Genomic DNA, 23,360 nt, shown 5'->3' on the forward strand with positions numbered 1-23,360 from the left:
CTCTCCTATCTAAACAAGCTAATGACTCTACTAATAAAGCTTTCAGATTTAGCGTAATCTTTTTCTTCAGCGATACTATTTGTCAACTTTAAAGCGATTACTTTAATATTTCTACTAATCGCAGCATTAGGATATTCAATTACAAAGGGTTTTTGAAGTTTTACAGCTTTACTAACGTTGTGATCATCAGCAAGAAATCCTAATTTTTCTATCTTCGTATTTAAAAATTTTTCACAGGCATTTCTCAATTTCTCAAATGCAATTTTCCCCTCAGCAACATTTTCAACGCGATTAATGATGACTTTAATCTTTTTATCCTTATCGCTTAATGCTATATTTTTTATCATAGCATATGCATCTGTTAAAGATGTTGGTTCAGCAGTTGTCACCACGATTGTTTCTTCAGCAGCAAATACGAAGGATAATACTGATTTTGATAAACCTGCTCCAGTATCAATTAGAATGATATCTGCATCATCATATATTTTATTAAATTGTGCTATTAGTATATTTAATTTTTCTTTTGACATATCTACTAAATCAATTATGCCTGAACCACCAGAGATTATTTTGATGCCGTTAGGGCCAGTATTCATGATTTCAGTTATATCTTTATTATGATTAATTACATCTAGCAGCGTATATTTTGATATAACTCCAAGTACAACATCCACATTAGCTAGTCCTAAGTCTGCATCAATGACAACTACTTTTTTATCTTGATTACTTAGGGAAATCGCTAAATTCGCCGTGAAATTTGTTTTCCCTACACCACCTTTTCCGCTGGTTACACATATGACTCTTGTATTATTCTTTCTAATTTTCTTTACATCGTCAGAGTCATGGGACATTAATTTCTTTTGAGTAATCAATTCTCTTAATCTTGTAGCTTGATCCATTAATGTATAGCCTCCCTTATTAAAAGGCTTACAATCTTTTCAATGCTAACTACCTCAATATCATCTGGAACACTTTGTCCTGTTGTTATATAGGAAATAGGTCTCCTCGTTTCTTTTGCCGTATTTAGAATGGTACCGTAGGTGGTAGCTTCATCAATTTTTGTAAATATTATATTATAATTATCTATAAAGTTATAGGTATTAACTATTTCTTTAATATCGCTATATTTTGAGGTGCAGCTCATTACTAAATAAATATCTTTTTCATTGATTTCCTCAAGTAATTTTTCCAATTCCATCACTTGCTGTTTATCTTTATGGCTCCTGCCAGCAGTGTCTACCATGATAATGTCTTTTTCATTCATCTGATTTATTGCATAATGTATTTCTGAAGAATCATATATTACTTCTAGTGGCACATTTAATATATCACTATAGGTTCTTAATTGCTCCACTGCTGCTATTCTATAGGTGTCGGCACTAATTAATCCCACTGTTTTCCCCTCATTTAATGCAAATTGAGCAGCTAGTTTAGCAATTGTGGTAGTTTTACCAACTCCCGTGGGTCCTATAAAAACCATGATTTTTGTACTATGGTTTTTTTGTTGCAAAACTATATATTTGTCTATTACCTTTTTCATTTCTAATTCTAGTAATTGTTTATCCTGTATCATCCCTGGTTTATCATTATCAACAGTAATGCACTTGTTTATTATTTCTTCAATTAAAGCTTCTTCTAATTCTTGTTCTTTTAAGAGGTTAAATAGCTTTAATACTTCTTTATTTTCTGTAGTTTTTAGCATATCTGGCAGTTCTTGTTTGTTCATTTTTTTAATGACTGTATTTAACATATTCTTTATTTCATTTACTTCACTATTGATTGTTGTAGTCGTTACTTTATCCTGTTTACTGCTTTCAACTTTTTTCTGGATCAATTCCATGGCTGATTGATAGCTTTCACTTGTCTTTTCAGGTTTTTTGATCACCCTATCTTCCTTAGCAGCTACTACTTCAATTATCGGTTTCTTTAAAAAACCGAATAATCCTTTTGCTTTTACTTTCTTTTGATATAATATAACAGCATCTGGTCCTAATTCATTTCTTACCATACTCAGTGCTTCCTGGTTATTATTGGCAGAAAACTTTTTTACCTTCATCTATAAATTCACCGCCCCTACCGATTGAATTTCTATTGTCGGATCTACTTCATTATAGGATAGCACAATTAATTCTGAAGTAAGTTGTTCAGATAATCTTTTAAAATATAATCTTACTATTGGTGCTGTAATCACAATTGGTTGTTCCCCAAGAGCAATCAATTTTTGCAACTGATGGGAAAGACTGTTAATAACTTTTTGCATCATGTCTGGATCCATGGATATATAGGTTCCATTTTCTGTTTGCTGTATGGATTCCATAATTTTTTGTTCTAATTCTTTTGCAATTGTAATTACCTTAGCAGGTTGAGAACTTATAAATTGTTTAGTAATGGCTCTGCCTAGAGCTTGTCTTACATACTCAGTAAGCATATCTGTATCCCTAGTAATACTCGAATGATCTGCTAGCGTTTCTAAAATAGTTACCATATTTCTTATGGATATTCCTTCTTTTAGCAAGTTACCTAACACCTTTTGAATATCTCCCAGACCCATTTGATTAGGAATTAATTCATCTACTAGTACAGAATGATTTTCTTTCACATTATCAATTAGCTTTTTCACATCTTGTCTTCCCAACAACTCAAAAGCATGTTTCTTAATGATTTCCGTTAAATGAGTTGCTATAATAGAAGGTGGATCAACAACAGTATAACCTAATATTTCAGCTTTTTCTCTTTCTTGTTCATTAATCCATTTAGCTGGAAGTCCAAAAGCAGGCTCTATTGTATCAATACCTTCTAGTTCTTCTTCTACCATTCCAGGATTCATGGCTAAATAATGATCAAATACTATTTCGCCAACCGCAATCTCTACACCTTTAATTTTAATGATATATTGATTGGGTTCTAATTGTATATTATCTCGCAATCTTATCATTGGTACAATGATGCCCAACTCAAGAGCACACTGCCTTCGGATCATTACTAGCCTATCAAATAGATCTCCGCCTTGACTGGAATCAGCTAACGGAAGAATGCCATATCCGAATTCCAGTTCTATAGGGTCAACATTTAATAATGGCATAACATTTTCAGGTTTTCTCTTTTCATCAACTGCTTCTGCTATTTCATCAGGGATATCTTCTACCTCTGATTCTTTTAATGCCTTTCTCAAATTGAGTCCTAAAAATAAAAATACAATGGATAATGAAACAAAGGGTATAAACGGTAAACCAATAATTCCAAAAAACAACAGCACACCAGAAATTATAAACATAATTTTAGGTTGATTAAAAAGTTGCTTCATTAAATCATTTCCTAAATTTCCTTCTGAAGCAGCTCTAGTAACTACAATACCAGTAGCGGTGGAAATTAGAAGAGCAGGGATTTGGCTCACTAATCCGTCCCCCACCGTCAATATGGTGTATTTTCCCATAGCAGTAGTTAAGTCCAAGCCTTGTATTGAGACTCCAATGATAAAACCTGCAATAATATTAATAATCGTTATTATAATTCCAGCTATGGCATCGCCTTTAACAAACTTACTGGCTCCATCCATAGCTCCATAGAAATCTGCTTCCCGTTGAATCTTCTTACGTCGGTCCCTAGCATCACTATCATCTATTAATCCCGCATTTAAATCCGCATCTATTGCCATTTGTTTACCAGGCATCGCATCTAAAGTAAATCTTGCAGCTACTTCTGCAACTCTCTCGGATCCTTTTGTAATAACTAAAAATTGTACAATAATGATAATAAGAAACACAATAAATCCTACAATTGCATTGCCTCCTATTACAAAATCGCCGAAAGTATTAATAACATTTCCTGCAGTCCCTTTAGATAAAATATATCTAGTCGTTGTAATATTCAAAGCCAGCCGAAACAAAGTTGTTATCAATAATATAGATGGAAATATTGAAAACTGTAGAGCCTCTTGGGTATACATTGCTATTAATAAAATTAATAGAGCCAATGATATATTAAAACTTAACAATACATCAAGAGCACCTAGAGGGATAGGAATAATGATGATAATAACAATAGCAATAATTGCCAAAGCAACAATAATATCTCCGTGTTTCATGTAGCTCCCCCTTCTAAATCTTGTTGTTAATTTGATAAACGTAAGCTAATATTTCTGCTACTGCTTGGTATAGTTCAGGTGGAATAAATTCCCCAATCTCTACAGTATCGTATAATGTTCTAGCTAGCTGTTTATTTTCAATAATAGGCAGTTCATTTTCACTAGCAATTTTTTTAATATTTTGTGCTATCAAATCTTGTCCTTTAGCTAAAACTCTTGGTGCAGCAAACTGCTTTGGATCATATTGTATTGCTATTGCATAATGGGTTGGATTGGTAATAATAACATCCGCTTTAGGTACATCCTGCATCATTCTTCGCATAGATATTTGCCTTTGTTTTTCTTTAATTTTTGATTTTATTTGTGGATTACCCTCTGTTTGTTTAAATTCCTCTTTAATTTCTTGCTTAGACATTTTTAAATTCTTTTCGTAGTCATATTTTTGATAATAATAATCTAAGACTGCAAGAATCAACAACACAATACCTGCTCTATAGCCTATATTAATGGTAATATCAATTAGAGTTTTTACAATGGTATTTACATCCATTGTTATTGTATTAAAGATGGTGCTCAGTTGATTTACAGTATACCGATAAATCACATAACCGATAAGAATGATTTTAACAAAGCATTTTAATAATTCCACTAATGATTTTAGTGAAAACATTCTCTTAAATCCCTCTATAGGGTTTAATTTACTAAGCTTCAAGGTTAAGGTTTTTGTTGTGAAAAGATAGCCTACTTGTATGTAACTAGTTATTACCCCAATAGCCAGACATATCATTCCAATAGGAATCGTCAGTTTAAAAAGATTTGAAAAAACAATCAGGGTAAGACGATTCATGTTTTTTATGGAAAATAGGTAGTCTAGATTCATGTACTCCCCATAAATATGGGTTGTAAAACTACGAATAGAACTTCCTATGTAGCCTGATAATACACTTAAGACTGCAAACGCTCCTAATAACATAAATGCTGAATTTAGTTCTTTACTTTGCAGTACTTGTCCTTTTTCTCTAGATTCCTTAACTTTTTTTTGTGTTGCTTTTTCTGTTTTTTCTTCTGCAAATAACTGTAGGTTTATTATAAACTCCATTGTATCATCCTCTAGCTAGAATTTGGATCATCTCAAATAATGCTTCGAACATTTTGCTAAATAACATTTCGGAAAAAGGCGTTAAAAACTGTAAAGTGATTAATACCGTTATTAAACCTACCATAATCTTCAGAGGCATTCCAACAATAAAGACATTCATCTGAGGCATCGTTCTAGCTAAAATCCCTAATAATACATTAGCAAGGAAAATAGTTCCTAAGATGGGTGCACTAAATCTAAAAGCTAGTATGAAAACTTCTGCCATAATTGCAATTAGTTTTACGATAAAGTCTTCTTCTATAGTAAAATTAAATCCTACTGGTAACAGTTCAAAACTATAAATTAATCCTCGTATTATTAAATGATGGCCATTAACCGCTAAAAAAATCAATGTAACGATGATGTTATAATAATTACCCATAATAGGCATCTGCGAATTGGTTTGAGGGTCCAGCACATTCACCATACTAAACCCCATTTGTGTATCAATAATTGTTCCTGCTAAATACAAGGTGCTAAAATATATAAAACATATAAGTCCTATAATCATTCCTAAAAGGAACTCTCTTGTCGTGTTAATAGCCAATTCAAGAAAACTATTGTATTGCACTGTCGTACTTATTGAAATGATTGGCAATAAAATGAAGGCTATTAACATTGATAAAGCAATCTTCATAATCATAGGTAGATTATTTCTACCGAATACAGGTGCCGCAATAAAAATACCGCTTACTCTAACTAATATAAGGAAAAACAAGCTTATATTTAATAAGATTAAATCGTATAGGTTATCCATATATACCCACTTTTCACTGTATGAAACTACTCATATTTGTATATAATGCTATTGTAAAATCCATAATAATAGATAGTAACCAAGGACCGAATACAACTACAGCCCCTAATACCGCAATTATTTTTGGTATAAATGCTAAAGTAGCCTCTTGAATTTGAGTTGTTGCTTGAAAGATACTTACAGCTAACCCTACGATAAGGCCTAGGCCCAGCATAGGTGCTGCCATTAATAGAATTGTAAACATTGTCTGTTGACCTAGTTCAATAATCATAGCTTCATCCATCATATCACCTCTAACGGAAGCTGGTTAACAAAGAGCGCACTAAAATGTTCCACCCGTCAACCATAATAAATAGTAACAGCTTAAAAGGCAAAGAAATCATAGCCGGCGGCAACATCATCATACCCATAGACATTAACGTACTGGCAACCACCATATCAATTACTATGAAGGGTATGAACAACACAAAACCTAATTGAAAAGCAGTTTTGAGTTCACTTATTATAAAAGCTGGTATTAAAACCGTATTAGGTATTTCATTGATTTCAACAGCTTCCTCTATAGTAGCCATTTCCAGAAAAAGCGCTAAATCTTTCTCTCTAGTTTGTCTTATCATAAATTCTCTAATAGGTTCCATCGCTATAGATACTGCTTCCCCTTGAGTAATTTCTTCTTGCAAGTAAGGTTGAATTGCATTTTGGTTAATATCTGAAGCAATAGGTGCCATAGTAAAGAAAGTTAAGAATAGTGCTAAACCAACCAATACTTGTGTTGGCGGTGTCTGTTGTGTAGCTATAGCATTTCTTAGAAAAGAAAGCACAATAATGATTCTAGTAAAACTAGTCATCATCATCAATATAGCTGGCGCAAGAGATAAAATCGTCAATAAAAAAAGTATTTGGATGGAAGTTGCAACCTCTTGAGGATTGTTTGCTTCTTCTACATTAAGCCCTATTCGTGGAATTGGAATAGCAGGTTGAGCATAAATGCTAGCAGTACTAAATCCAATAAGAATTAGAGTGATTGTTAAAAATAATATTATTTTATAGCTATTCTGTTTTATTTTCAAGGATTTATTATTATTTCTAGTTTCTATTTTAATCACCCTTTTTATCGTTGTTATTTTTTATAGGATTTGTATTTGGGCTTTTGTTTCCAAATTTTTTATTAAAGAAAGAACGCTTAAAAATATCTAATAAATCCTGTTGATCCGTTAGGCTTTGAGCCTTCTTATACTCATGCCATTTTTCATATTCAATCACATCCAACAGTTCAATATTTTTACTGCTGACTGCTAAAATGTATATCTTATCTATTGCTTGTATAATCGTAATAGATAAGTTAGTAGACAAAACAATTCGTTCTAAAACCTTGACAGTTTTTCCTCGAAAATAAATATTTGACCTTTTACTAATGAGGACGGTTGCATAATAAGCCATCAATATTATTAAAATTACCATTACAATCATGGTTGTGATTGTGTAAACTTTTTCCCACATTGTTTCTCCTTATCAAATTAGCCAATAACTTTTTTTACAGCCTCAATAACGCGATCTGCTTGGAAAGGCTTAACAATAAAATCTTTTGCTCCTGCTTGTATCGCTTCAATTACCATTGCCTGCTGACCCATAGCAGAACACATAATGACCTTTGCATTACCATCTAAGTTTTTTATTTCTTTTACAGCTTCTATACCATCCATTTCTGGCATCGTTATATCCATAATCGTTAATTCTGGGTCTAGTTCCTTATACTTTTCTACTGCTTTTTGTCCATTTTCGGCTTCTCCAATTACTTCGAATCCATTTTTAGTTAGCACATCTTTAATCATCATTCTCATAAATGCAGCATCATCAACTATTAAAATTCCTTTAGACATTATATTTTCCTCCTTCATTATCTCCTAATAATAAACTGCTAGATTTGTATTTTAGTAAAATGACCTTATGTTATTTGAAATATTATATAGCTTTTGGTATCAATTTTTTTAAAGTTTCGCAAACCTTTTGTTTGGATTAACAATATCTGTTATTCTTATACCATAGTTTTCATCCATTACTACGACTTCTCCTTTAGCAACATATTGCCCATTTACTAAGATATCTAAAGGTTCCCCTACTAACTTATCTAATTCAATAATGGTTCCAGGACCAAATTCCAGCACTTCATTTACTCTCTTCACAGTTCTCCCTAATTCAACAGTTACCTTTAAAGGCACATCTTGAATCAATGCTATATTTTCAGGCATACCTTTATAGCTCTCTTGATCAAAGGCTTGAAACTGAACCGGTTGAACATTAACCTTTGCATTTTTTTGTGACTGTTGATTTTCCTCTGGTCTTTCTTCATATGCTTCGTTAGAATGACTGGTATGCATCATCAAATTATGAATTTCATCATGGTTATCATTCGATACTGAATTGACCTGGTTTACTTCCTTTTGTGGAGAAGGTTGTTTTGTATCAGCAACTTCACTAGTAGGCATCAATAGTTCTACCATTTCTTTAGCAAAATCAATAGGAATCAATTGCATAATCTCACTATCAATTAATCCTTCTATCTCCATTTTAAAGGAAATTTTCACTAACTGTTCTTGATCATCGGCAAAAGTTTCATGTACATCATCTGACTGTAGATCTATCTCAAAAGCTCTTGGTGGATGAATATCTATTTTTTTAGAAAACATCTCTGATAATGATGTAGAAGATGAACCTACCATTTGATTCATAGCCTCACTAATTGCGCTTAGGTGCAGCTCTGAAAGTGGATCGCTGCTAACTGTGCCACTGCCACCCATCATTAAATCTGTTATGATCTTTACATCGTCTACTTTAATGATCAATAGATTCATACCTTGAATTCCTTCTTTATACCTCACGTCTACGGCTACAAAAGGCATAGGATACTGCTCAGATAAGTCTTGCATGGTGATAATAGAAACCCTTGGTGTTGTGATCGTTACTTTATGACCTAATAATGTAGATAATGTGGTAGCTGAAGTCCCCATGCTAATGTTACCTATTTCTCCAATAGCATCTTTTTCTATTTCAGTGAAGTCAAAGGTTTCATCTTCAGAAGGACTGGTATCCATACCGCTTCCGCTAAGGAGAGCATCTATTTCTTCTTGGGATAACATATCACTCATCTAGTTCATCTCCTTCCTTGTCAATTCTTGTAACTTTTATTGCCATTTTATTGTTAATCGTTCCTGGTATTCCAAAATGCTTGCGTTTTTCCCCTACAAGTATTTCTATTTCATCATTAGCCAACTTGTCCAATAAAACTACATCTCCTTTGTGCAATTCTAAGAAGTCTCTTACAGTAATAAAAGTAGAACCTAGCTGTGCGCTAATATTAACCTTGCTTTTTTCCACCCTGTTCTTTAATGTCTGCTTATCTTCTTCTGTAATTGTTTTGCTAATACTAGAGAACCAAAATTTAGTACTAAGCTTTGGCAAGATAGGTTCTATTACAATATGGGGTATACAAATGTTCATCATACCTTCTACATCGCCAATTTTTATGTTTAAGGTGATTAAAGCAACTGTCTCGTTTGGAGAAATTATTTGGGCAAACTGTGAGTTTGTTTCCATTTTCTCTAAATTCGGTTGAAGTTCAATTACATTTTCCCATGGGTCGATCATTAGCTCTAATACTTGCCGCATTAGCTTTTTTATGAGCGTAATCTCGATTTCCGTAAAAGTTCTAGTTTCCTCATAATTTTTCCCACTACCACCCAAAATCCTATCGATTAAGGTAAATGCTACAGAGGTTGATAAATCAATTATTATTTGTCCTGTAAGAGGATGGAAATTAACAATAGATATCACAGCAGGATTAACTATTGAATTACTAAATTCATAATAGGATAATTCTTCAACAGATGAAACTTCAGCTTGAACATAACTTCGTAAATACCCAGACAAAAAAGTGTTTAGCATTCTAGAAAAATTATCATGAATGATATGAAGGGTACGAAGTTGATCCTTTGCTAGTTTTTTAGGACTTTTAAAATCATAGGTTCTTATTTTTTTATCTAGTTTGTCATCTTTTATTTCTTCCACATCTAATTCGCCAGTACTCAAAGCCTGTAATAATGCATCAATTTCATTTTGAGACAAAACATCAGACAACTGGTTCACCTCCTATTGAATGATATAGTCAACAAAATATATATTGGTGATTCTATCTGATGTCATCACTTGCGATATTGTTTCAATCAATTCCTGTCTTAACGCTTGTTGCCCTTCAGGACTAAGTAAATCATCAGGTTTTTTAGCAATAATTGTCTCGATTATTTGATCCCTTAACTCAGCATTTTTTTCTTCAAACTTATTCAATAGCCTTTTATCATTTGTTTCAATAACAATTTCACCTTTAAAGAAATTTTTATGATTACTCAAATTGGTAGAAAAACTTCCAATTTCGAATTCGTAAACCCTCATATTGTTAGAAGCTTCTTGCGGTGTCCTGAAAACAGTAAAATATAGAATTGTTCCAAAAAAAACACCTGATAAAATAAAACCAATTACTGAAAATATAATTATTTTTTTGAGATTCATACTGTGTTACTCCCCCCAATTTCTTCAATGTTAGGGTGCGGAAATATTTAATTCGGATTTTAAAATTACAATATCCACCCGTCTATTTTTTGACTTGTTTTCACTTGTATCATTTGGTGCAACTGGATGGTACTCACCATAACCTGAAGCCGAAAATCTAATAGGATCCATTTCTATTTCTTCTATTAAGTATCTAACTACATTGGATGCTCTAGCAACTGATAGTTCCCAATTCGTTTCATACTTATCATTAGTTCCTACGGGAACCGTATCCGTATGACCTTCTATCCTCACATACTTAGCTTCAAATTCTGGTTCCTGCAAGAAATCTGAGATAGCGACTAAAGTCTCCTTAAAGTCTTCCTTGATTTCCGCCCTCCCCGGACTAAACAAAACATTATTTTGAAAACGCAGTACCAGTCCCCTAGTCTCTAGATTAACTAATACATCAGTATCTAACTCTTTTTCATCTAAATACTGCTGCAATCGTTCCTCAAGCTTTCTAAAATCCTCTAGTTCCTCTAGCTGTTTTGTTGTTAACTCCATATCGTAAGCACTGAAGATATAGTCACTAGATTCTATGGTTTTACCAGAGTCCAAAATACCGAGAGAACCTTGAAAAGATTGAATGATGGCCTCGAATTTCACAACATCTATCTCAGAAAATGAAAATAGTAGCACGAAAAAACATAGAAGTAATGTAACCAGATCACCATAGGTTGTCATCCATTCTGGCGACCCTTTTTTTGGTTCATCTTGATTCGTTTTTCTTCTAGCCATTAAGCCTCAACACCTTCCTGTTTTTGTTGCAGGTCTTTCCTCAACTTAGGTGGTAAAAAGGCTTTCAACTTCTCTTCTATGATTCTTGGGTTTTCCCCAGCTTGAATTGAGAGTAAACCTTCAACCATAATTTCTTTTCTTAAAATTTCTTCCCTACTTCTAAGCTTCAATTTGTTCGCCATTGGAAGAAATATGAGGTTGGCTAATAATGAACCGTAAAAGGTTGTTATCAATGCTACAGCCATGCTGGGTCCTACGGAAGATGGATCTTCTAATGTCCTCAGCATATTAATCAATCCTATTAATGTACCAATCATACCAAAAGCTGGTGCAAATGTCCCCATCGCTTCAAATATCCCTTGACCTTCTTTATGCCTTTCTTCAACAAAGGCCAATTCTGTTTCTAGCAGGTTCCTCACAAGTTCAGGATCCGTGCCATCGACAATGAGCATAACGCCTTTTTTTAAAAACTCATCTTCTATATCTTCTGCCGCTTCTTCCAATGCTAGTAATCCTTCTTTTCTAGCAGTATTGGCTAAGCCAATAACCTTTGCGATTATTTCCCCTGATTCAAGGACTTTATTTGAAAATGCTTTAGAAGCAATTTTCATACCTTCTAAAACTCTTGTTAAGGGATATGCTACAAATGTGGCTGAAATAGTTCCTCCTAGTACAATAAGAATCGAAGCTAAACTGAAATATCCGGCTAATTCGCCATTAACGAGGATTCCTGAAATAACAAATATCAATCCTACAATAATCCCTATCACTGTTGCTAAATCCAAATCTACACCTCTTCTCCTTAAAGCATACTTTCATTTTCAGGATGAAAACTATGTATTTTCCTTTTATAATTTATAATTTTTTCAATGACTTGATCAACGCTTTCTAATACCACTATCTTATGTCCATTTGATAAGGTTATAATGGTATCTGGTGTTTCTTCAATACATTCTATTGCTTCACAATTTAATGCAAACTCACTATTGTTTAGCCGTCTTAGTTTAATCATCATACTTTCCTCTTTATAATCCTCTATTCGTATTAAAATAGTAGTAGAGTAGTAGAACTACTCTACTACTTTAAAACTACCTCTTCATATTTACTACTTCCTGCAGCATTTCATCACTTGTGGTAATGATCCTTGAGTTGGCTTGGAAACCTCTTTGGGTTGTAATCATGTTAGTAAACTCTCTTGACAAATCAACATTAGACATTTCTACGGCACCAGGTTTTAATGCACCTCGTCCACCAGTTCCCGGATTGCCTATCATAGGATCTCCCGAGTTCGGTGTAGTCCTATATAGATTGTTTCCAGTTTTTTCCAAACCAGCTGGATTCTTAAAGTTGGCTAGCGCTACTTGCCCAATAGATCTCATCTGTTTATTGCTGAAATAACCTGTAATTACTCCATTACTATCTACTGCAAAATCCACTAGACTCCCTTGTTTATAGCCTTCAGTCTTAGTTGCAGACGCATCAGATTCGTTAGCGAATTGGGTGAGTTTGCTGAAATCTATAACAAACCCAAATTGTCTTGATCCATTTGGTAATAAATCATCAGCTGGATCCAGATTTATGATATTATATTGCATTTTCTTAATTGCATCATCATTTTTAATACTACCATCAGAATTGAATTCAATAACATGATTATTAGTTGGATCTGTAGTCAAGCTAGTCAATCGTCCATCTTTATCAGCCCCATAAACTGTATATTCATTTACATCAGTTTTTAAAAAAATCAATCTTACCTCATGGGTTCCTCCTAACTCATCAAATACTGTAAGGGTAGTATCTCGAGCAATAGCACTTTTCCCTTCTGCATCTTTTAAATCCTCTAGCAAAGGTCCCGGAGTAAATGTAATATTTGGTCCATCATAAGGTTTTACATCAGCATTCAAATTTCCGTCAAAATACACACTTGTAGGTATAGTAGCTCCTGCATCTATAGGTGTACCATCATTCTTCACTGGTATCCCGGTAGAAGATGCCGGGTAAGTTATCCCTCTAGAAATCTGTAGTCCTTCTAAAGCAGTACCCATTCTCCCTGTTTCCTCATCATACATATACCCCATTACCCTCATGCCATCTGGTGTTACTAGGTTGCCTACCTCATCTATGGCAAAGCTTCCAGCTCTTGTATAGCTTCTACTATCCCCATCTTCAACAATGAAGAAGCCATCTCCATTGATCATTAGATCTGTATTATAATCAGTGGTTTCTACGGCACCTCTTACATGGAAGGTGTCCATCGATGCAACATTAACCCCTAACCCTACCTGTTGAGGATTGGTACCGCCTCTGCCACCTTGAGCTGCTCCCCCGCCTCTTAAGGTTTGACTAAAAACCTCTTGGAAGGTAACTCTTGAACCTTTAAAGCCAATTGTGTTTACATTGGCAATGTTGTCGCCTACTACATCCATACGTAACTGATGAGCCTTCAGCCCTGATACCGCTGAAAACATTGATCGCATCATAATATTTGACCCCCTATTTTCATAATTAATTCACTTCTTCAATCAGTCAGAAGCGATAAGCCTCCATAGTGGTCCGGCTTATACGATTACAGCACCATCTATATTGGTAAAGACATTCTCCTTTAGCTGCTCATCCACAGCAGCTGTAATTACTGTTTTGTTTCTTACACTGGCAATAAAGGCTGTGTTGTCCATGATGATCAAGGTTTCTCTTATGCCCTTCTTCGCAGCTGTATCTATTGCATTGTTAAGCTTCATGATATCTTGTTTGGACAATTGTATGTTTCTTTGTTCTAACCGTTCAACAGCATGTTTGGAAAATTTCACTTCACTATTTTTCTCAATATGCTGATGTAAAATTTGATCAAAATTTGTTGTAGTATTAAGATTGTTGATTTTCTGCGTACTATTTGGTGCCAATAAAGCTTTGTTATTAATTTTGTAGGTAACCATCTTGCCACCTCCTTACTCAGGCAGGTTCCTAAGGTGTTTCTTCTCCTTCTTCTGTTTCATTTTCAGGAGTTTCAGGAATTTCGATTCCAAAATGCTCTGCTAATTTTATTAAGGTATCATTTACTTTATCTAGTGTTCCACTGATAAAGGTTTGACTCTTTACCATGTTATTGTTCATCATGGTAAAATGATCAGATAGTGTCACTTTGGTAGCTTCTAGGTTGTCATTCATCTTTGTCATCTGCTCTAAGGCATTGAATTGAGCCATCTGGGCTATAAATTCTCTATCGTCCATCGGATTTAACGGGTCTTGATTTTGCATTTGTGCAATAAGCAGCTTCATAAAAACATCTTTATCAAGGTCATTAGATTTCGTATTTTTTTGTTGTTCATCATAGTATCGATATTTGTGTTCCACGTTGGTGGTGCCGTTAACATCACTCATTATCCTTTATCCTCCTTACCCCATTTTATCAAAACCTTCATTAACTAAATAGGGGTTTATATTGGTAATAGAATTCATTTCTTCTATCCCTACTAAGCCTTTATCCATCGAAGCTGGAGCTTTCTTCAGTTTTAATTTTTGCTGAGCAAAGCTTCTATTCTGCAAAAAAGCTTCGGAGTCTTGTCCTACAGAAACCTCTACACTTGAAATGTTGAGTCCCTTTTCTCTTAAGGACTCTTTGAATTGATTTAAGCTGTTTTCTATGATCTCCTTCACCTGAAGAGACTCTACGTAGACTTTTGCCTTAATCGTCTGATTTTCAGAAGATAGATTAATAGAGAGCTTTCCAAGATTTTCTGGCATCAACTGTAGCTTCAATTGAGTTTTTCCAGACTTGTAGGTGCCCTCCACCTTATGTATCAGCTGTTCCATTAGATTTTTAGCATGTATTTCTTCAGGATTAAGGGACTGGTTTGCTATGTTATTGAGCTTCAATTCAAAGTTTTTATTTAGATCTACTACGATATGGGCTTCTTCAATATCTACTTTTTCAATATCTACTTTTTCATAGCCGTCAATTTTCACAGGTTTATCTGTGCTTTGGATATCTAAAGTCTTTTCTGTCAAACCTTTTTCAAGCGGTCTTTCTTCCTCTACAGTTGTGTACTCTTCATTTGTCTTTTCTACATTCCTTTGGTCAATACTGATAGAGTTTTGTATTTTCGGTTCTTCATCAATAATCTTATCAAATGATTGATTTACTGCATCATGTAATAAAGATTTTATTGTTTTTTCAAAATCCGCTATCTCAGTATGGTTATTCGTTTCTAAATTCTGTAGTTCAGTTTTAATGTTGAGTTCTTTGAAGAGATTATTTAACGCTAGAATTCCTTCATCAAGATTACTTGTTCCCGCTAGCTCAACCATGATTGCTTCAGCTTCATCCTCTGTTATATGTCCTTGTTGTTGCATTATTGTAATTAATGCTTCTAGCTGTTGTAATAATTGTGGCGGTATGATGCCTTCGTATTGCTGCAATGCGTCCTCTTCAGTTTCTAACAACAAAAATTTCTTATCCTCATTTTCCTCTTGAGTATTTATTGTTTTACTACTTTCACCCTCCAGGCTTTTGCCTTTTGATTGTTCAACTGAACTTTCTTCATAAGCTAACAGCTTAGGTTGTTTATCTATCCCGTTGTCAGTAGTACTTAAGGTTTTACTATCTGTTGGTTTACTATGATTATTTGTTGTAGAAAAGTTTTTTTGACGATTGCTGTCTTTTAGCTGGACTTTACTTTGAAATATCTGCGAAAAATCCTTTCCATTACTACCTTCAGAATTGTTAGATTGTTTTGTAGTCATGAAATCCATCACATTCATTACCCCATTAAGTGTCACCATCTTTTCACCTCCTTCCATAATAATTTTTTTCATCTATCTCATCAATAGTCTGCAATTATACTGCGCTGCGATAATTTGCACACTAAGATAAGTACATTAAATTTCATCTTTCCACAATATATTTTTTAGATAGATCTACTGATCTTTGTGTTTTTAACTGTTCCAATAACTCAGCCGCTTTTTTGGGTTTAAGCTGACTAATTACATCTAGCACTAATTGTTCTTCAGTGAAAATAATTTCTTCATCACCTATTAAATATCTTTGATAGTTTCTGTTGCTTTTAGCCATTTCTTCAATAATATTGGTTAGCTCCTGTAATGACATTTTTTCATATATACCAACTAATTCCTTCACTTTGGTATCATAATTTTGGAATATTTCAATGGCTTCCGCTAACTGGGATGATAGCTGTTTTGTTTCTTTGTTTAGCATTTCAAAAGCGTCAATTTGATCATAAAGATTTGTGATGAAATCATTATCCTTTACATCTGCTAAAATCTGGCCGCCACTTTTAATACTCATGTTTTTATAGATAACAGCTAAATCCTGTGCCCTAAATTTGTTATTTGTCCCTAAGTCATCCATCTTTTCTTCTAAAGACTCTTTTTCGTAAATATTTGCAAGTCTTATTAGTTCATTTTGTCTGCTATGAATTTCTTGAATCTTCTTTTCAATTTCTCTTCTTTTCGCCTCTTTAATACCATAAAGAGCTCTTTCACTTATGCTATCGTCTAAGTAAATCAATAAATTGGCACTTGCATCAGTAGAAAAGTTTTCAAAAATCAATGGAAGTTCTTCGCTTTTCAACTCTCCACTCTTGTAAGTCCTCTCTATTTCTAAAATAGCGTCAGTGACCTTCAGTGAAGCATAATAATCTGTGTATTCATTAATCTTAGTTGCCTTCTCTTGATTAATTTCTTCTAGAACACGACCCAATACATTTGATTGTAACTGCGTATTTCTAAGGTTTTCCTTGACGCTTCGCATTTTCATCGGGTTTTCTTTACTTAGAAGTATCAATAAATCGTCGTATAAATTATTATCTTCCCCTTTAATAATAAGGAGCTTATCTACTAATCTATCTTCTTCTAACGCTATGTAGAATTTAGCTATTTGCACCTTGATGTTCTCTTTTTCTTCTTTCGTAGGTAATCTTCTAAAATATCCTCCTGCATTCCCAGGTAAAATTCTTAAAAAATTATTGGTAGTATACCTAAAATTTTCATTGCTAGCGTACATTATAGTGATCGTCATTAAAGGAATGAGTAAAAAAGCAATAATGACAACAATAATACCTTTTAAATTACTTGTTTTTTCATTTTCTTGAAGGCTAGTAGTCATTTTAACCTCCTTTACTAACTGTGCTTTTGAATGTGACTAATTGATCGATAAGCGTTGCTTCATTTTTTAATTGAATATTTTTGAAATAATCGTAATCTTTCTCTTTTAATTTTTCAAAAATTTTCGTCTGTTTCTTTGCTTCTATTAGCTGGTTTCTTGATTCATTTAATTTTAATTCATGTTTTTTTACTGTAACAAATTGGTTTTCTACTAGATGATTAATACTTTGTATATCCATTGAAGCATTCTGCAAGTCTTTAATGCTTACTACATTATTATCTCTGGTAATTTCCTTCCATTTGCTTAGATTGCAGTCTTTTTTATCTAAAAGCAATTGCAAGCTGTTTTTTTCTTTATCCAGTCTTTTTTGATCACTGGCTAATTGATTTATTTTGTCTTCCTCTGTCTTTTCTTTTATTTTAAGGATGTTATTAAATCTATAAGAAAATGTCATAGCCATAGCATATCCCCTCTTTACTTAAGTAGTTGTGTTATTAAGTTTAAGGATTCTTCATAGGTAATTCGTTCATCAACATCTTGTTTTAAAAAAGCATGAATGTTATCTATATTTTGTATAGCATAGTCGATTTTTCTGTTGCTTCCTTGAGCATAAGCTCCTATATTAATTAAATCTTCTGCATCCTTAAAAGTAGCTAATACCTGTTTAATCTCATTGGCTTCCAATAACTGTTCTTTAGGAACAATATTTGGCATTACCCGGCTAACGCTAGAGATTACATCGATGGCTGGATAATGATTTTGCGTTGCCAGCTTTCTAGATAGCACAATATGACCATCTAAAATCCCTCTTACCGCATCTGCAATTGGCTCATTCATGTCATCTCCATCCACTAGTACCGTATATAGACCTGTAATGGCTCCTTTATTAGATGTGCCTGTACGCTCTAATAGTTTTGGCAACACTGCAAAAACCGAGGGTGTATATCCTTTGGTAACAGGAGGTTCTCCTATTGCTAGCCCTATTTCTCTTTGTGCCATAGAAAACCTCGTAAGAGAATCCATTAACAGCAGCACATTTTTACCTTCATCTCTAAAATACTCTGCAATTGCTGTGGCTAATAGCGCCCCCTTCATCCTAACTAAGGGAGGTTGATCCGAGGTAGCTACAATTAGCACAGATTTTTTTAGACCCTCTTCTTTAAGATCATTCTCTATAAACTCTTTGACTTCTCTACCTCTTTCACCAATCATTGCAATCACATTAATATCCGCTTGAGTATTTCTAGCCATCATTCCTAATAATGTGCTTTTGCCAACGCCACTGCCCGCAAAAATCCCTATTCTTTGTCCATTGCCACAGGTTAATAATCCATCAATCGCCTTCACTCCTAAGGATAACGGCTGTTTAATTCTTGCTCGATCTAAAGGGTTTAATGGCTTCCCTACAACTGGATAGGTTTTTGTACTCATGATACTTCCCTTGTTATCAATTGGGTTACCCAATCCATCCAGTATCCTCCCCAATAGTTCTTCGCCTACTTTTACCTCCAATGAAGTACCTAATGCTTCCACCTTACTGCCAGGTCCAATGCCTTCCATTTCCCCCAACGGCATGAGAAGAACCTTTTTTTCTTTAAATCCTACAACCTCTGCGATGATGGGCTGACGTTCCTTGAGGGTATATATCTTGCAAACTTCTCCAATTTTCACGGCTGGACCAATGGCTTCAATGGTCAAACCAATTACCTGAGAAACATACCCTGTATATTTAACCAAGTCTAGTACTTCGAGGGATTTCTTATATTTTTCAAGCATGATCTCCTTCATGGAATCCCTCACTTTTCAATAATTCTTTGAACAATCCTTCAATCTGATTTATCTGAGTATCAATACTGGCATCAATTTTTCCTGATAGCGTTTCTATAACAACGCTACCTTTAAGCAGTGCTGCATCACTTTTTATCTGCATATCGTCAATGCCTTCTGTCATCATATAGATTTTATTTTTATAGGTGCTAAGCGTTTCATAATCTTGATCGCTGACACGGATGACTAAGGTTTCAGTAAAGGTGCATTTTTTCAATCCCTTTTTTATAAGATTAAGTAATACTTCGTGATTATTATCTAATTCATAATCGATTACTTTCTCTATGCAAAACATGACAAGGTTCACGATATCTTTTTCAAGTTCCTTAGCTAATCTTTTTTTGTCTAGGAACATTTGTTTTTTTATTTCAGCTGCTTCCTGTAATAGTTGTTGAAACTCTTGATATCCCTCTTGCTTGCCTATCTGGAATCCTTCATTATAACCTTGTGTCTTTGCATTCTCACAAATCGTTTTACTATCTTCATAGGCTTCCTCTATGATCATAGTTGCTTCTTTTTCGGCATTTGATAACAATTCTTTTTTCTCTAACTCAGCTTCCTCCAGTATCTTCTTAGATCTTAACTGCGCGATTTCATTTATATCTTCGGGATTTTCAGATGTTTCTTTTGTATCCTCATCGATATTTTTTAAAATATTATCTCCTTTAAATTGAAGTTCTTTCTTATTTCCCACGATGACCTCTACAGATTTATACACCTTATACAATGATTTCATCTCCTCCGCCACGAGAAATAATAATGTCACCAGTCTCTTCAAGCTTTCTTATTATATTAACAATTTTTTGTTGCGCTTCCTCTACATCTCTAAGTCTAACTGGACCCATAAATTCCATATCTTCTTTAATCATTTCTGCCATACGTTTAGACATGTTGGTATAAATAACACTAGCAACTTCTTCAGTTGCACCTTTCAATGCAATAGCCAGATCACTATTGTCAATTTCTCGAATGAATCTTTGAATAGATGTACTATCAAGGTTAATAATATCTTCAAATACAAACATCCTCTTTCTTATTTCTTCAGCTAGCTCTGCGTCTTGTACCTCTAATGTATCCATAATATTTTTTTCAGTACCTCTATCTACAGAGTTTAAAATATCAACAATAGATTGGATTCCTCCTGCAGAAGTATAGTCTTGACTTACTAATGCAGACAATTTCCGCTCTAAAACCATCTCAACCTCTTTTATAATGTCAGGTGATGTCCTATCCATCGTTGCAATTCTACGTGCTACTTCCGTCTGCTTCACCTGTGGAAGCGCAGACATTATTTGCGCCGATTGACTGGCAGGAAGATACGATAAAATCAAAGCTATTGTCTGCGGATGTTCATTTTGTATGAAATTCAACAGTTGTCCTGGATCTGCCTTTCGAGCAAAATCAAAAGGTTTAACCTGTAAGGAGGCTGTTAATTTATTGATAATATCCATTGCTTTTTGTGAACCCAATGCTTTTTCCAACACTTCTTTAGCATAATTAATGCCGCCTTCAGAAATATACTCTTGAGCTACACAAATCTGGTAAAATTCATCCATGATTTTTTCTTTTTCTTCTGGAGATACTTTTCTCATGTTGGCAATCTCTAAAGTTAACTCTTCGATTTCTTCGTCATTTAAATGTTTAAATATTTGTGCAGAAAATTCTGGTCCCAAACTAATTAACAATACTGCCGCTTTCTCACGGCCAGTCAACTCACCCTTTGCACCTCTTCTAGCCATTTCCCAATTCACCTCTAATCTTCACTAAGCCAATTTCTAAGTAACTGCGCTATAGCGTCAGGCTTTTTACTAACAAGCTTTTCAAGCTGTTGTTTAACCTGAGAGCCTGCTAATTCTAGTTCTATTTCTTCTAGTGCTTCTGGAATCGTTATAGGTACTTCATCGATTGGTTCACTATCCTTCTTTCTTCTCCTAGCAAATCCAAAGTATCCCACGCCTAATAATACTGCAGCAAGTACACCATATAACCAAATTGGGATTCTTGCAGAGGTTCCCATTCCATCTACATCCATTGCTTGTCTAAGCTGATCTTCCAAAGTGTTGCTAAACTCCTGAACAGCAATCTGTACAACTCTAGTATCAAGTCCCGCTGCTGCAGAAATGACATTCTCCAACTTTCTTTCTTCTTCATCATCAAGCGTTCCACCAGCAATTGCCCTACTATTTAAATATACTGCAACAGTGATGTCCTGTACTTGACCTTGTGCCTTTACTACTTTTTGTCTTAGCTCATTGATTTCATAGTTAATTGTTTTATTCGCCTCATAGTATAAAGAATCTCCTTCTTCATCCTCAACATACTGAGGTACTTCTTCGGTATTCGTATCAGTTCCAGGTGCTCCACCTGCTCCGCGGTTTATTACTCTTTGTTCTAGGTCCTGCATACTTCGAACAATGCCTTCGGTTTCACCTTCAATAGGAGGCGAAAATTCTTGTATTTCTGTAACTTCACTATTGAAATCCAGCTTAACATTAGACATTACCACTACGTTGCCATATCCATATACGGATGAAAGAAAATCAGTGATACTCTTTTCCAGATCATCCTTAACCATTTGTTGCAGTGATAACTGTTCAGTTGGCCCAAATACATTGTTTTCACTTGGAGATGTTGGATTTAATACTTTCCCATCAGATCCATGAACCGTAACATTTTCAGGATCTAATCCTTGAACAGCATTAGATACCAATAATGCTATTCCATTTACACTATTGTTATCTAATGGGTTATTATATCCTAAGTTCAAAAACACCGAAGCTTTTGCATGTTGTTCTTGATTAGTACGAATAAACCCTGTTGTATCTGGCACCGAAAGAGTTACATAAGCTTTTTCTATACCAGGTATTTCTTCAATAATTTTCCCTAGCTCGTTCCCCAAAGCAACGATATATTCTTTGGATTTTTCTTCGCTTGTTTTCATAAAGTTATTTCCTGAAAAGAAATCATCATAAGAAAAGCGAGCTTGAGGTAACCCCTCAGTAGCAACGAGCACCTGTGACTTTTGATAGTCCTGTTGTTGCACCAGAATCGTACTACTGGTTTCTCCATACTTAGCTCTAACGCTACTGCCCTGTAATGTATTCATAATTTCCCCTGCTTGCCTAGGGTCGAGGTTGTTGTACAAGACTACGTATTGAGGTCTTGAGAAATATAAGATAATTGCAGTTAAAGTTAGTAAAATCAGTAATACAGCAACAACTATTTTTATTTTTTGTTTTTTTTCCATTCCATGAAGATAATCATTCAACTGATTTCTTACTTGTTCAAGTGCTTCAGCCATTAATTCACCTCTTCTCAGCTATGTTTATATCTGCATCCTCATGATTTCTTTGTAAGCATCAAGAACTTTATTTCTAATTTCCATCATAAATTGTAGCGATATTTCAGCTTTGTGAGATGTAATCATAGCTTCGTGAATATTCTCTAACTCACCAGATGCTAATTTTACTGAATAATCTTTTGAAGTTTTCTCTAACTCATTTACTTTATGTATTGCATCTGCTAAGTAGTTAGTAAAAGAAGTATTACTTCCACTATTAGCCTTATTTAATAAACCTAAGTCATTGTTGTTATATTCATTGACCTTATTGGATATTTGATTTATAGTCATTTTTTATTCCTCCGCTATCTTCCTAATTCCAAAGCTTTCAATGCCATACTCTTTGTTGCATTCATAGCTGTTATATTGGCTTCATAAGCTCGAGAAGCAGATATCATATTAGCCATTTCCGCAACGATTTCGACATTAGGCATCATTACATAGCCTTCTTCATTTGCATCTGGATGTCCAGGATCATAAACCTTTTTGAAAGGCGATTGATCATTCCGAATACCTACAACTTCTACACCCTTCATATGATTGCTGTTATTATTAACAGCATTATTTAATATTTGAGAAAAAGCAGGCTGTTGTTGATCTTTGAACACAACTACTTGTCTTCTGTATGGACCTCCATTTACAGTCCTGGTAGTGTTGGCATTGGCAATATTTTTAGAAATCACGTCCATCCGCAGTCTTTCAGCCGTCAAACCCGAGGCACTTACATTAATCGCATTAAATATCGACATA

The 23,360-nt window shown here is 34.3% G+C and carries 27 protein-coding genes; all 27 read right to left on the reverse strand.

What is annotated here, in order from left to right; genetic code table 11:
• Nucleotides 1-5 precede the first annotated feature (5 nt).
• Nucleotides 6-899: a MinD/ParA family protein gene (locus tag CHB72_RS01350; RefSeq protein WP_089281058.1), complete on the reverse strand. Its 894-nt coding sequence runs from the start codon at nt 897-899 to the stop codon at nt 6-8.
• Complete coding sequence (gene flhF, locus CHB72_RS01355) at nt 899-2,056, reverse strand: flagellar biosynthesis protein FlhF (protein ID WP_089281059.1); 1,158 nt, start codon at nt 2,054-2,056, stop codon at nt 899-901. Before flhF ends, CHB72_RS01350 begins: the two co-directional genes overlap by 1 nt.
• Nucleotides 2,057-4,084, reverse strand: a complete 2,028-nt coding sequence (gene flhA / locus CHB72_RS01360) for a flagellar biosynthesis protein FlhA (RefSeq protein WP_089281060.1) — start codon at nt 4,082-4,084, stop codon at nt 2,057-2,059. It lies immediately after the preceding gene.
• A 13-nt stretch (nt 4,085-4,097) separates the two neighbouring features.
• Nucleotides 4,098-5,183 (reverse strand): flagellar biosynthesis protein FlhB, encoded by a 1,086-nt coding sequence (gene flhB / locus CHB72_RS01365; RefSeq protein WP_089281061.1) that lies wholly within the window; start codon nt 5,181-5,183, stop codon nt 4,098-4,100.
• A 4-nt stretch (nt 5,184-5,187) separates the two neighbouring features.
• Nucleotides 5,188-5,979 carry a flagellar biosynthetic protein FliR gene (gene fliR, locus CHB72_RS01370; protein WP_089281062.1) on the reverse strand — a complete coding sequence of 264 codons (792 nt, stop codon included), beginning with the start codon at nt 5,977-5,979 and terminating at the stop codon, nt 5,188-5,190.
• 13 nt (nt 5,980-5,992) lie between these two features.
• Nucleotides 5,993-6,262, reverse strand: coding sequence for a flagellar biosynthesis protein FliQ (fliQ, locus tag CHB72_RS01375; RefSeq protein WP_089281063.1), 270 nt, complete (start codon nt 6,260-6,262; stop codon nt 5,993-5,995).
• A 10-nt stretch (nt 6,263-6,272) separates the two neighbouring features.
• Complete coding sequence (gene fliP, locus CHB72_RS01380) at nt 6,273-7,085, reverse strand: flagellar type III secretion system pore protein FliP (protein ID WP_278277796.1); 813 nt, start codon at nt 7,083-7,085, stop codon at nt 6,273-6,275.
• Nucleotides 7,078-7,479, reverse strand: coding sequence for a flagellar biosynthetic protein FliO (locus tag CHB72_RS01385; protein ID WP_089281064.1), 402 nt, complete (start codon nt 7,477-7,479; stop codon nt 7,078-7,080). Before CHB72_RS01385 ends, fliP begins: the two co-directional genes overlap by 8 nt.
• A 17-nt stretch (nt 7,480-7,496) precedes the next feature.
• A complete protein-coding gene (locus CHB72_RS01390) occupies nt 7,497-7,859 on the reverse strand; it encodes a response regulator (protein ID WP_089281065.1) in 363 nt (120 codons plus the stop codon).
• A gap of 108 nt (nt 7,860-7,967) precedes the next feature.
• Nucleotides 7,968-9,125, reverse strand: coding sequence for a flagellar motor switch phosphatase FliY (gene fliY, locus CHB72_RS01395; protein ID WP_089281066.1), 1,158 nt, complete (start codon nt 9,123-9,125; stop codon nt 7,968-7,970).
• On the reverse strand, nt 9,118-10,113 hold the full coding sequence (gene fliM, locus CHB72_RS01400) for a flagellar motor switch protein FliM (RefSeq protein ID WP_089281067.1): 996 nt from the start codon (nt 10,111-10,113) through the stop codon (nt 9,118-9,120). The genes fliY and fliM overlap by 8 nt, the downstream gene beginning before the upstream one ends.
• A gap of 12 nt (nt 10,114-10,125) precedes the next feature.
• On the reverse strand, nt 10,126-10,542 hold the full coding sequence (locus CHB72_RS01405; RefSeq protein ID WP_089281068.1) for a flagellar basal body-associated FliL family protein: 417 nt from the start codon (nt 10,540-10,542) through the stop codon (nt 10,126-10,128).
• A gap of 30 nt (nt 10,543-10,572) precedes the next feature.
• Complete coding sequence (locus tag CHB72_RS01410) at nt 10,573-11,322, reverse strand: flagellar motor protein MotB (protein ID WP_089281069.1); 750 nt, start codon at nt 11,320-11,322, stop codon at nt 10,573-10,575.
• A complete protein-coding gene (locus CHB72_RS01415; RefSeq protein ID WP_089281070.1) occupies nt 11,322-12,107 on the reverse strand; it encodes a flagellar motor protein in 786 nt (261 codons plus the stop codon). Before CHB72_RS01415 ends, CHB72_RS01410 begins: the two co-directional genes overlap by 1 nt.
• 17 nt (nt 12,108-12,124) lie before the next feature.
• On the reverse strand, nt 12,125-12,337 hold the full coding sequence (locus CHB72_RS01420; protein ID WP_330396961.1) for a flagellar FlbD family protein: 213 nt from the start codon (nt 12,335-12,337) through the stop codon (nt 12,125-12,127).
• Between the two features lie 73 nt (nt 12,338-12,410).
• On the reverse strand, nt 12,411-13,802 hold the full coding sequence (locus tag CHB72_RS01425) for a flagellar hook protein FlgE (RefSeq protein WP_089281072.1): 1,392 nt from the start codon (nt 13,800-13,802) through the stop codon (nt 12,411-12,413).
• Between the two features lie 78 nt (nt 13,803-13,880).
• Nucleotides 13,881-14,255 (reverse strand): TIGR02530 family flagellar biosynthesis protein, encoded by a 375-nt coding sequence (locus CHB72_RS01430; protein WP_089281073.1) that lies wholly within the window; start codon nt 14,253-14,255, stop codon nt 13,881-13,883.
• Between the two features lie 28 nt (nt 14,256-14,283).
• Nucleotides 14,284-14,700, reverse strand: a complete 417-nt coding sequence (locus CHB72_RS01435; protein WP_089281074.1) for a flagellar hook assembly protein FlgD — start codon at nt 14,698-14,700, stop codon at nt 14,284-14,286.
• Nucleotides 14,701-14,715: 15 nt separating this feature from the next.
• Nucleotides 14,716-16,101: a flagellar hook-length control protein FliK gene (locus CHB72_RS01440; protein ID WP_176431128.1), complete on the reverse strand. Its 1,386-nt coding sequence runs from the start codon at nt 16,099-16,101 to the stop codon at nt 14,716-14,718.
• A gap of 103 nt (nt 16,102-16,204) precedes the next feature.
• Nucleotides 16,205-17,443, reverse strand: a complete 1,239-nt coding sequence (locus CHB72_RS01445) for a hypothetical protein (RefSeq protein ID WP_089281076.1) — start codon at nt 17,441-17,443, stop codon at nt 16,205-16,207.
• Between the two features lies 1 nt (nt 17,444).
• Nucleotides 17,445-17,903: a flagellar export protein FliJ gene (locus tag CHB72_RS01450; protein ID WP_089281077.1), complete on the reverse strand. Its 459-nt coding sequence runs from the start codon at nt 17,901-17,903 to the stop codon at nt 17,445-17,447.
• A 14-nt stretch (nt 17,904-17,917) separates the two neighbouring features.
• A complete protein-coding gene (fliI, locus tag CHB72_RS01455; RefSeq protein ID WP_089281078.1) occupies nt 17,918-19,231 on the reverse strand; it encodes a flagellar protein export ATPase FliI in 1,314 nt (437 codons plus the stop codon).
• Nucleotides 19,212-19,988 (reverse strand): FliH/SctL family protein, encoded by a 777-nt coding sequence (locus CHB72_RS01460; protein ID WP_242975004.1) that lies wholly within the window; start codon nt 19,986-19,988, stop codon nt 19,212-19,214. Before CHB72_RS01460 ends, fliI begins: the two co-directional genes overlap by 20 nt.
• A 1-nt stretch (nt 19,989) precedes the next feature.
• Nucleotides 19,990-21,009, reverse strand: a complete 1,020-nt coding sequence (fliG, locus tag CHB72_RS01465) for a flagellar motor switch protein FliG (protein ID WP_089281080.1) — start codon at nt 21,007-21,009, stop codon at nt 19,990-19,992.
• A gap of 14 nt (nt 21,010-21,023) precedes the next feature.
• Nucleotides 21,024-22,571, reverse strand: coding sequence for a flagellar basal-body MS-ring/collar protein FliF (gene fliF / locus CHB72_RS01470; RefSeq protein ID WP_089281081.1), 1,548 nt, complete (start codon nt 22,569-22,571; stop codon nt 21,024-21,026).
• A 24-nt stretch (nt 22,572-22,595) separates the two neighbouring features.
• Entirely contained in the window at nt 22,596-22,901 is a 306-nt protein-coding gene (gene fliE / locus CHB72_RS01475) for a flagellar hook-basal body complex protein FliE (protein WP_089281082.1), read from the reverse strand.
• A 14-nt stretch (nt 22,902-22,915) separates the two neighbouring features.
• The gene (flgC, locus tag CHB72_RS01480; protein ID WP_089281083.1) at nt 22,916-23,359 is read right to left on the reverse strand and encodes a flagellar basal body rod protein FlgC; all 444 of its coding nucleotides are present in this window, start codon (nt 23,357-23,359) and stop codon (nt 22,916-22,918) included.
• Between the last annotated feature and the right edge of the window lies 1 nt (nt 23,360).

Origin of the sequence: Anaerovirgula multivorans (genome assembly GCF_900188145.1) — a bacterium.
Taxonomy (GTDB): domain Bacteria; phylum Bacillota; class Clostridia; order Peptostreptococcales; family Natronincolaceae; genus Anaerovirgula; species Anaerovirgula multivorans.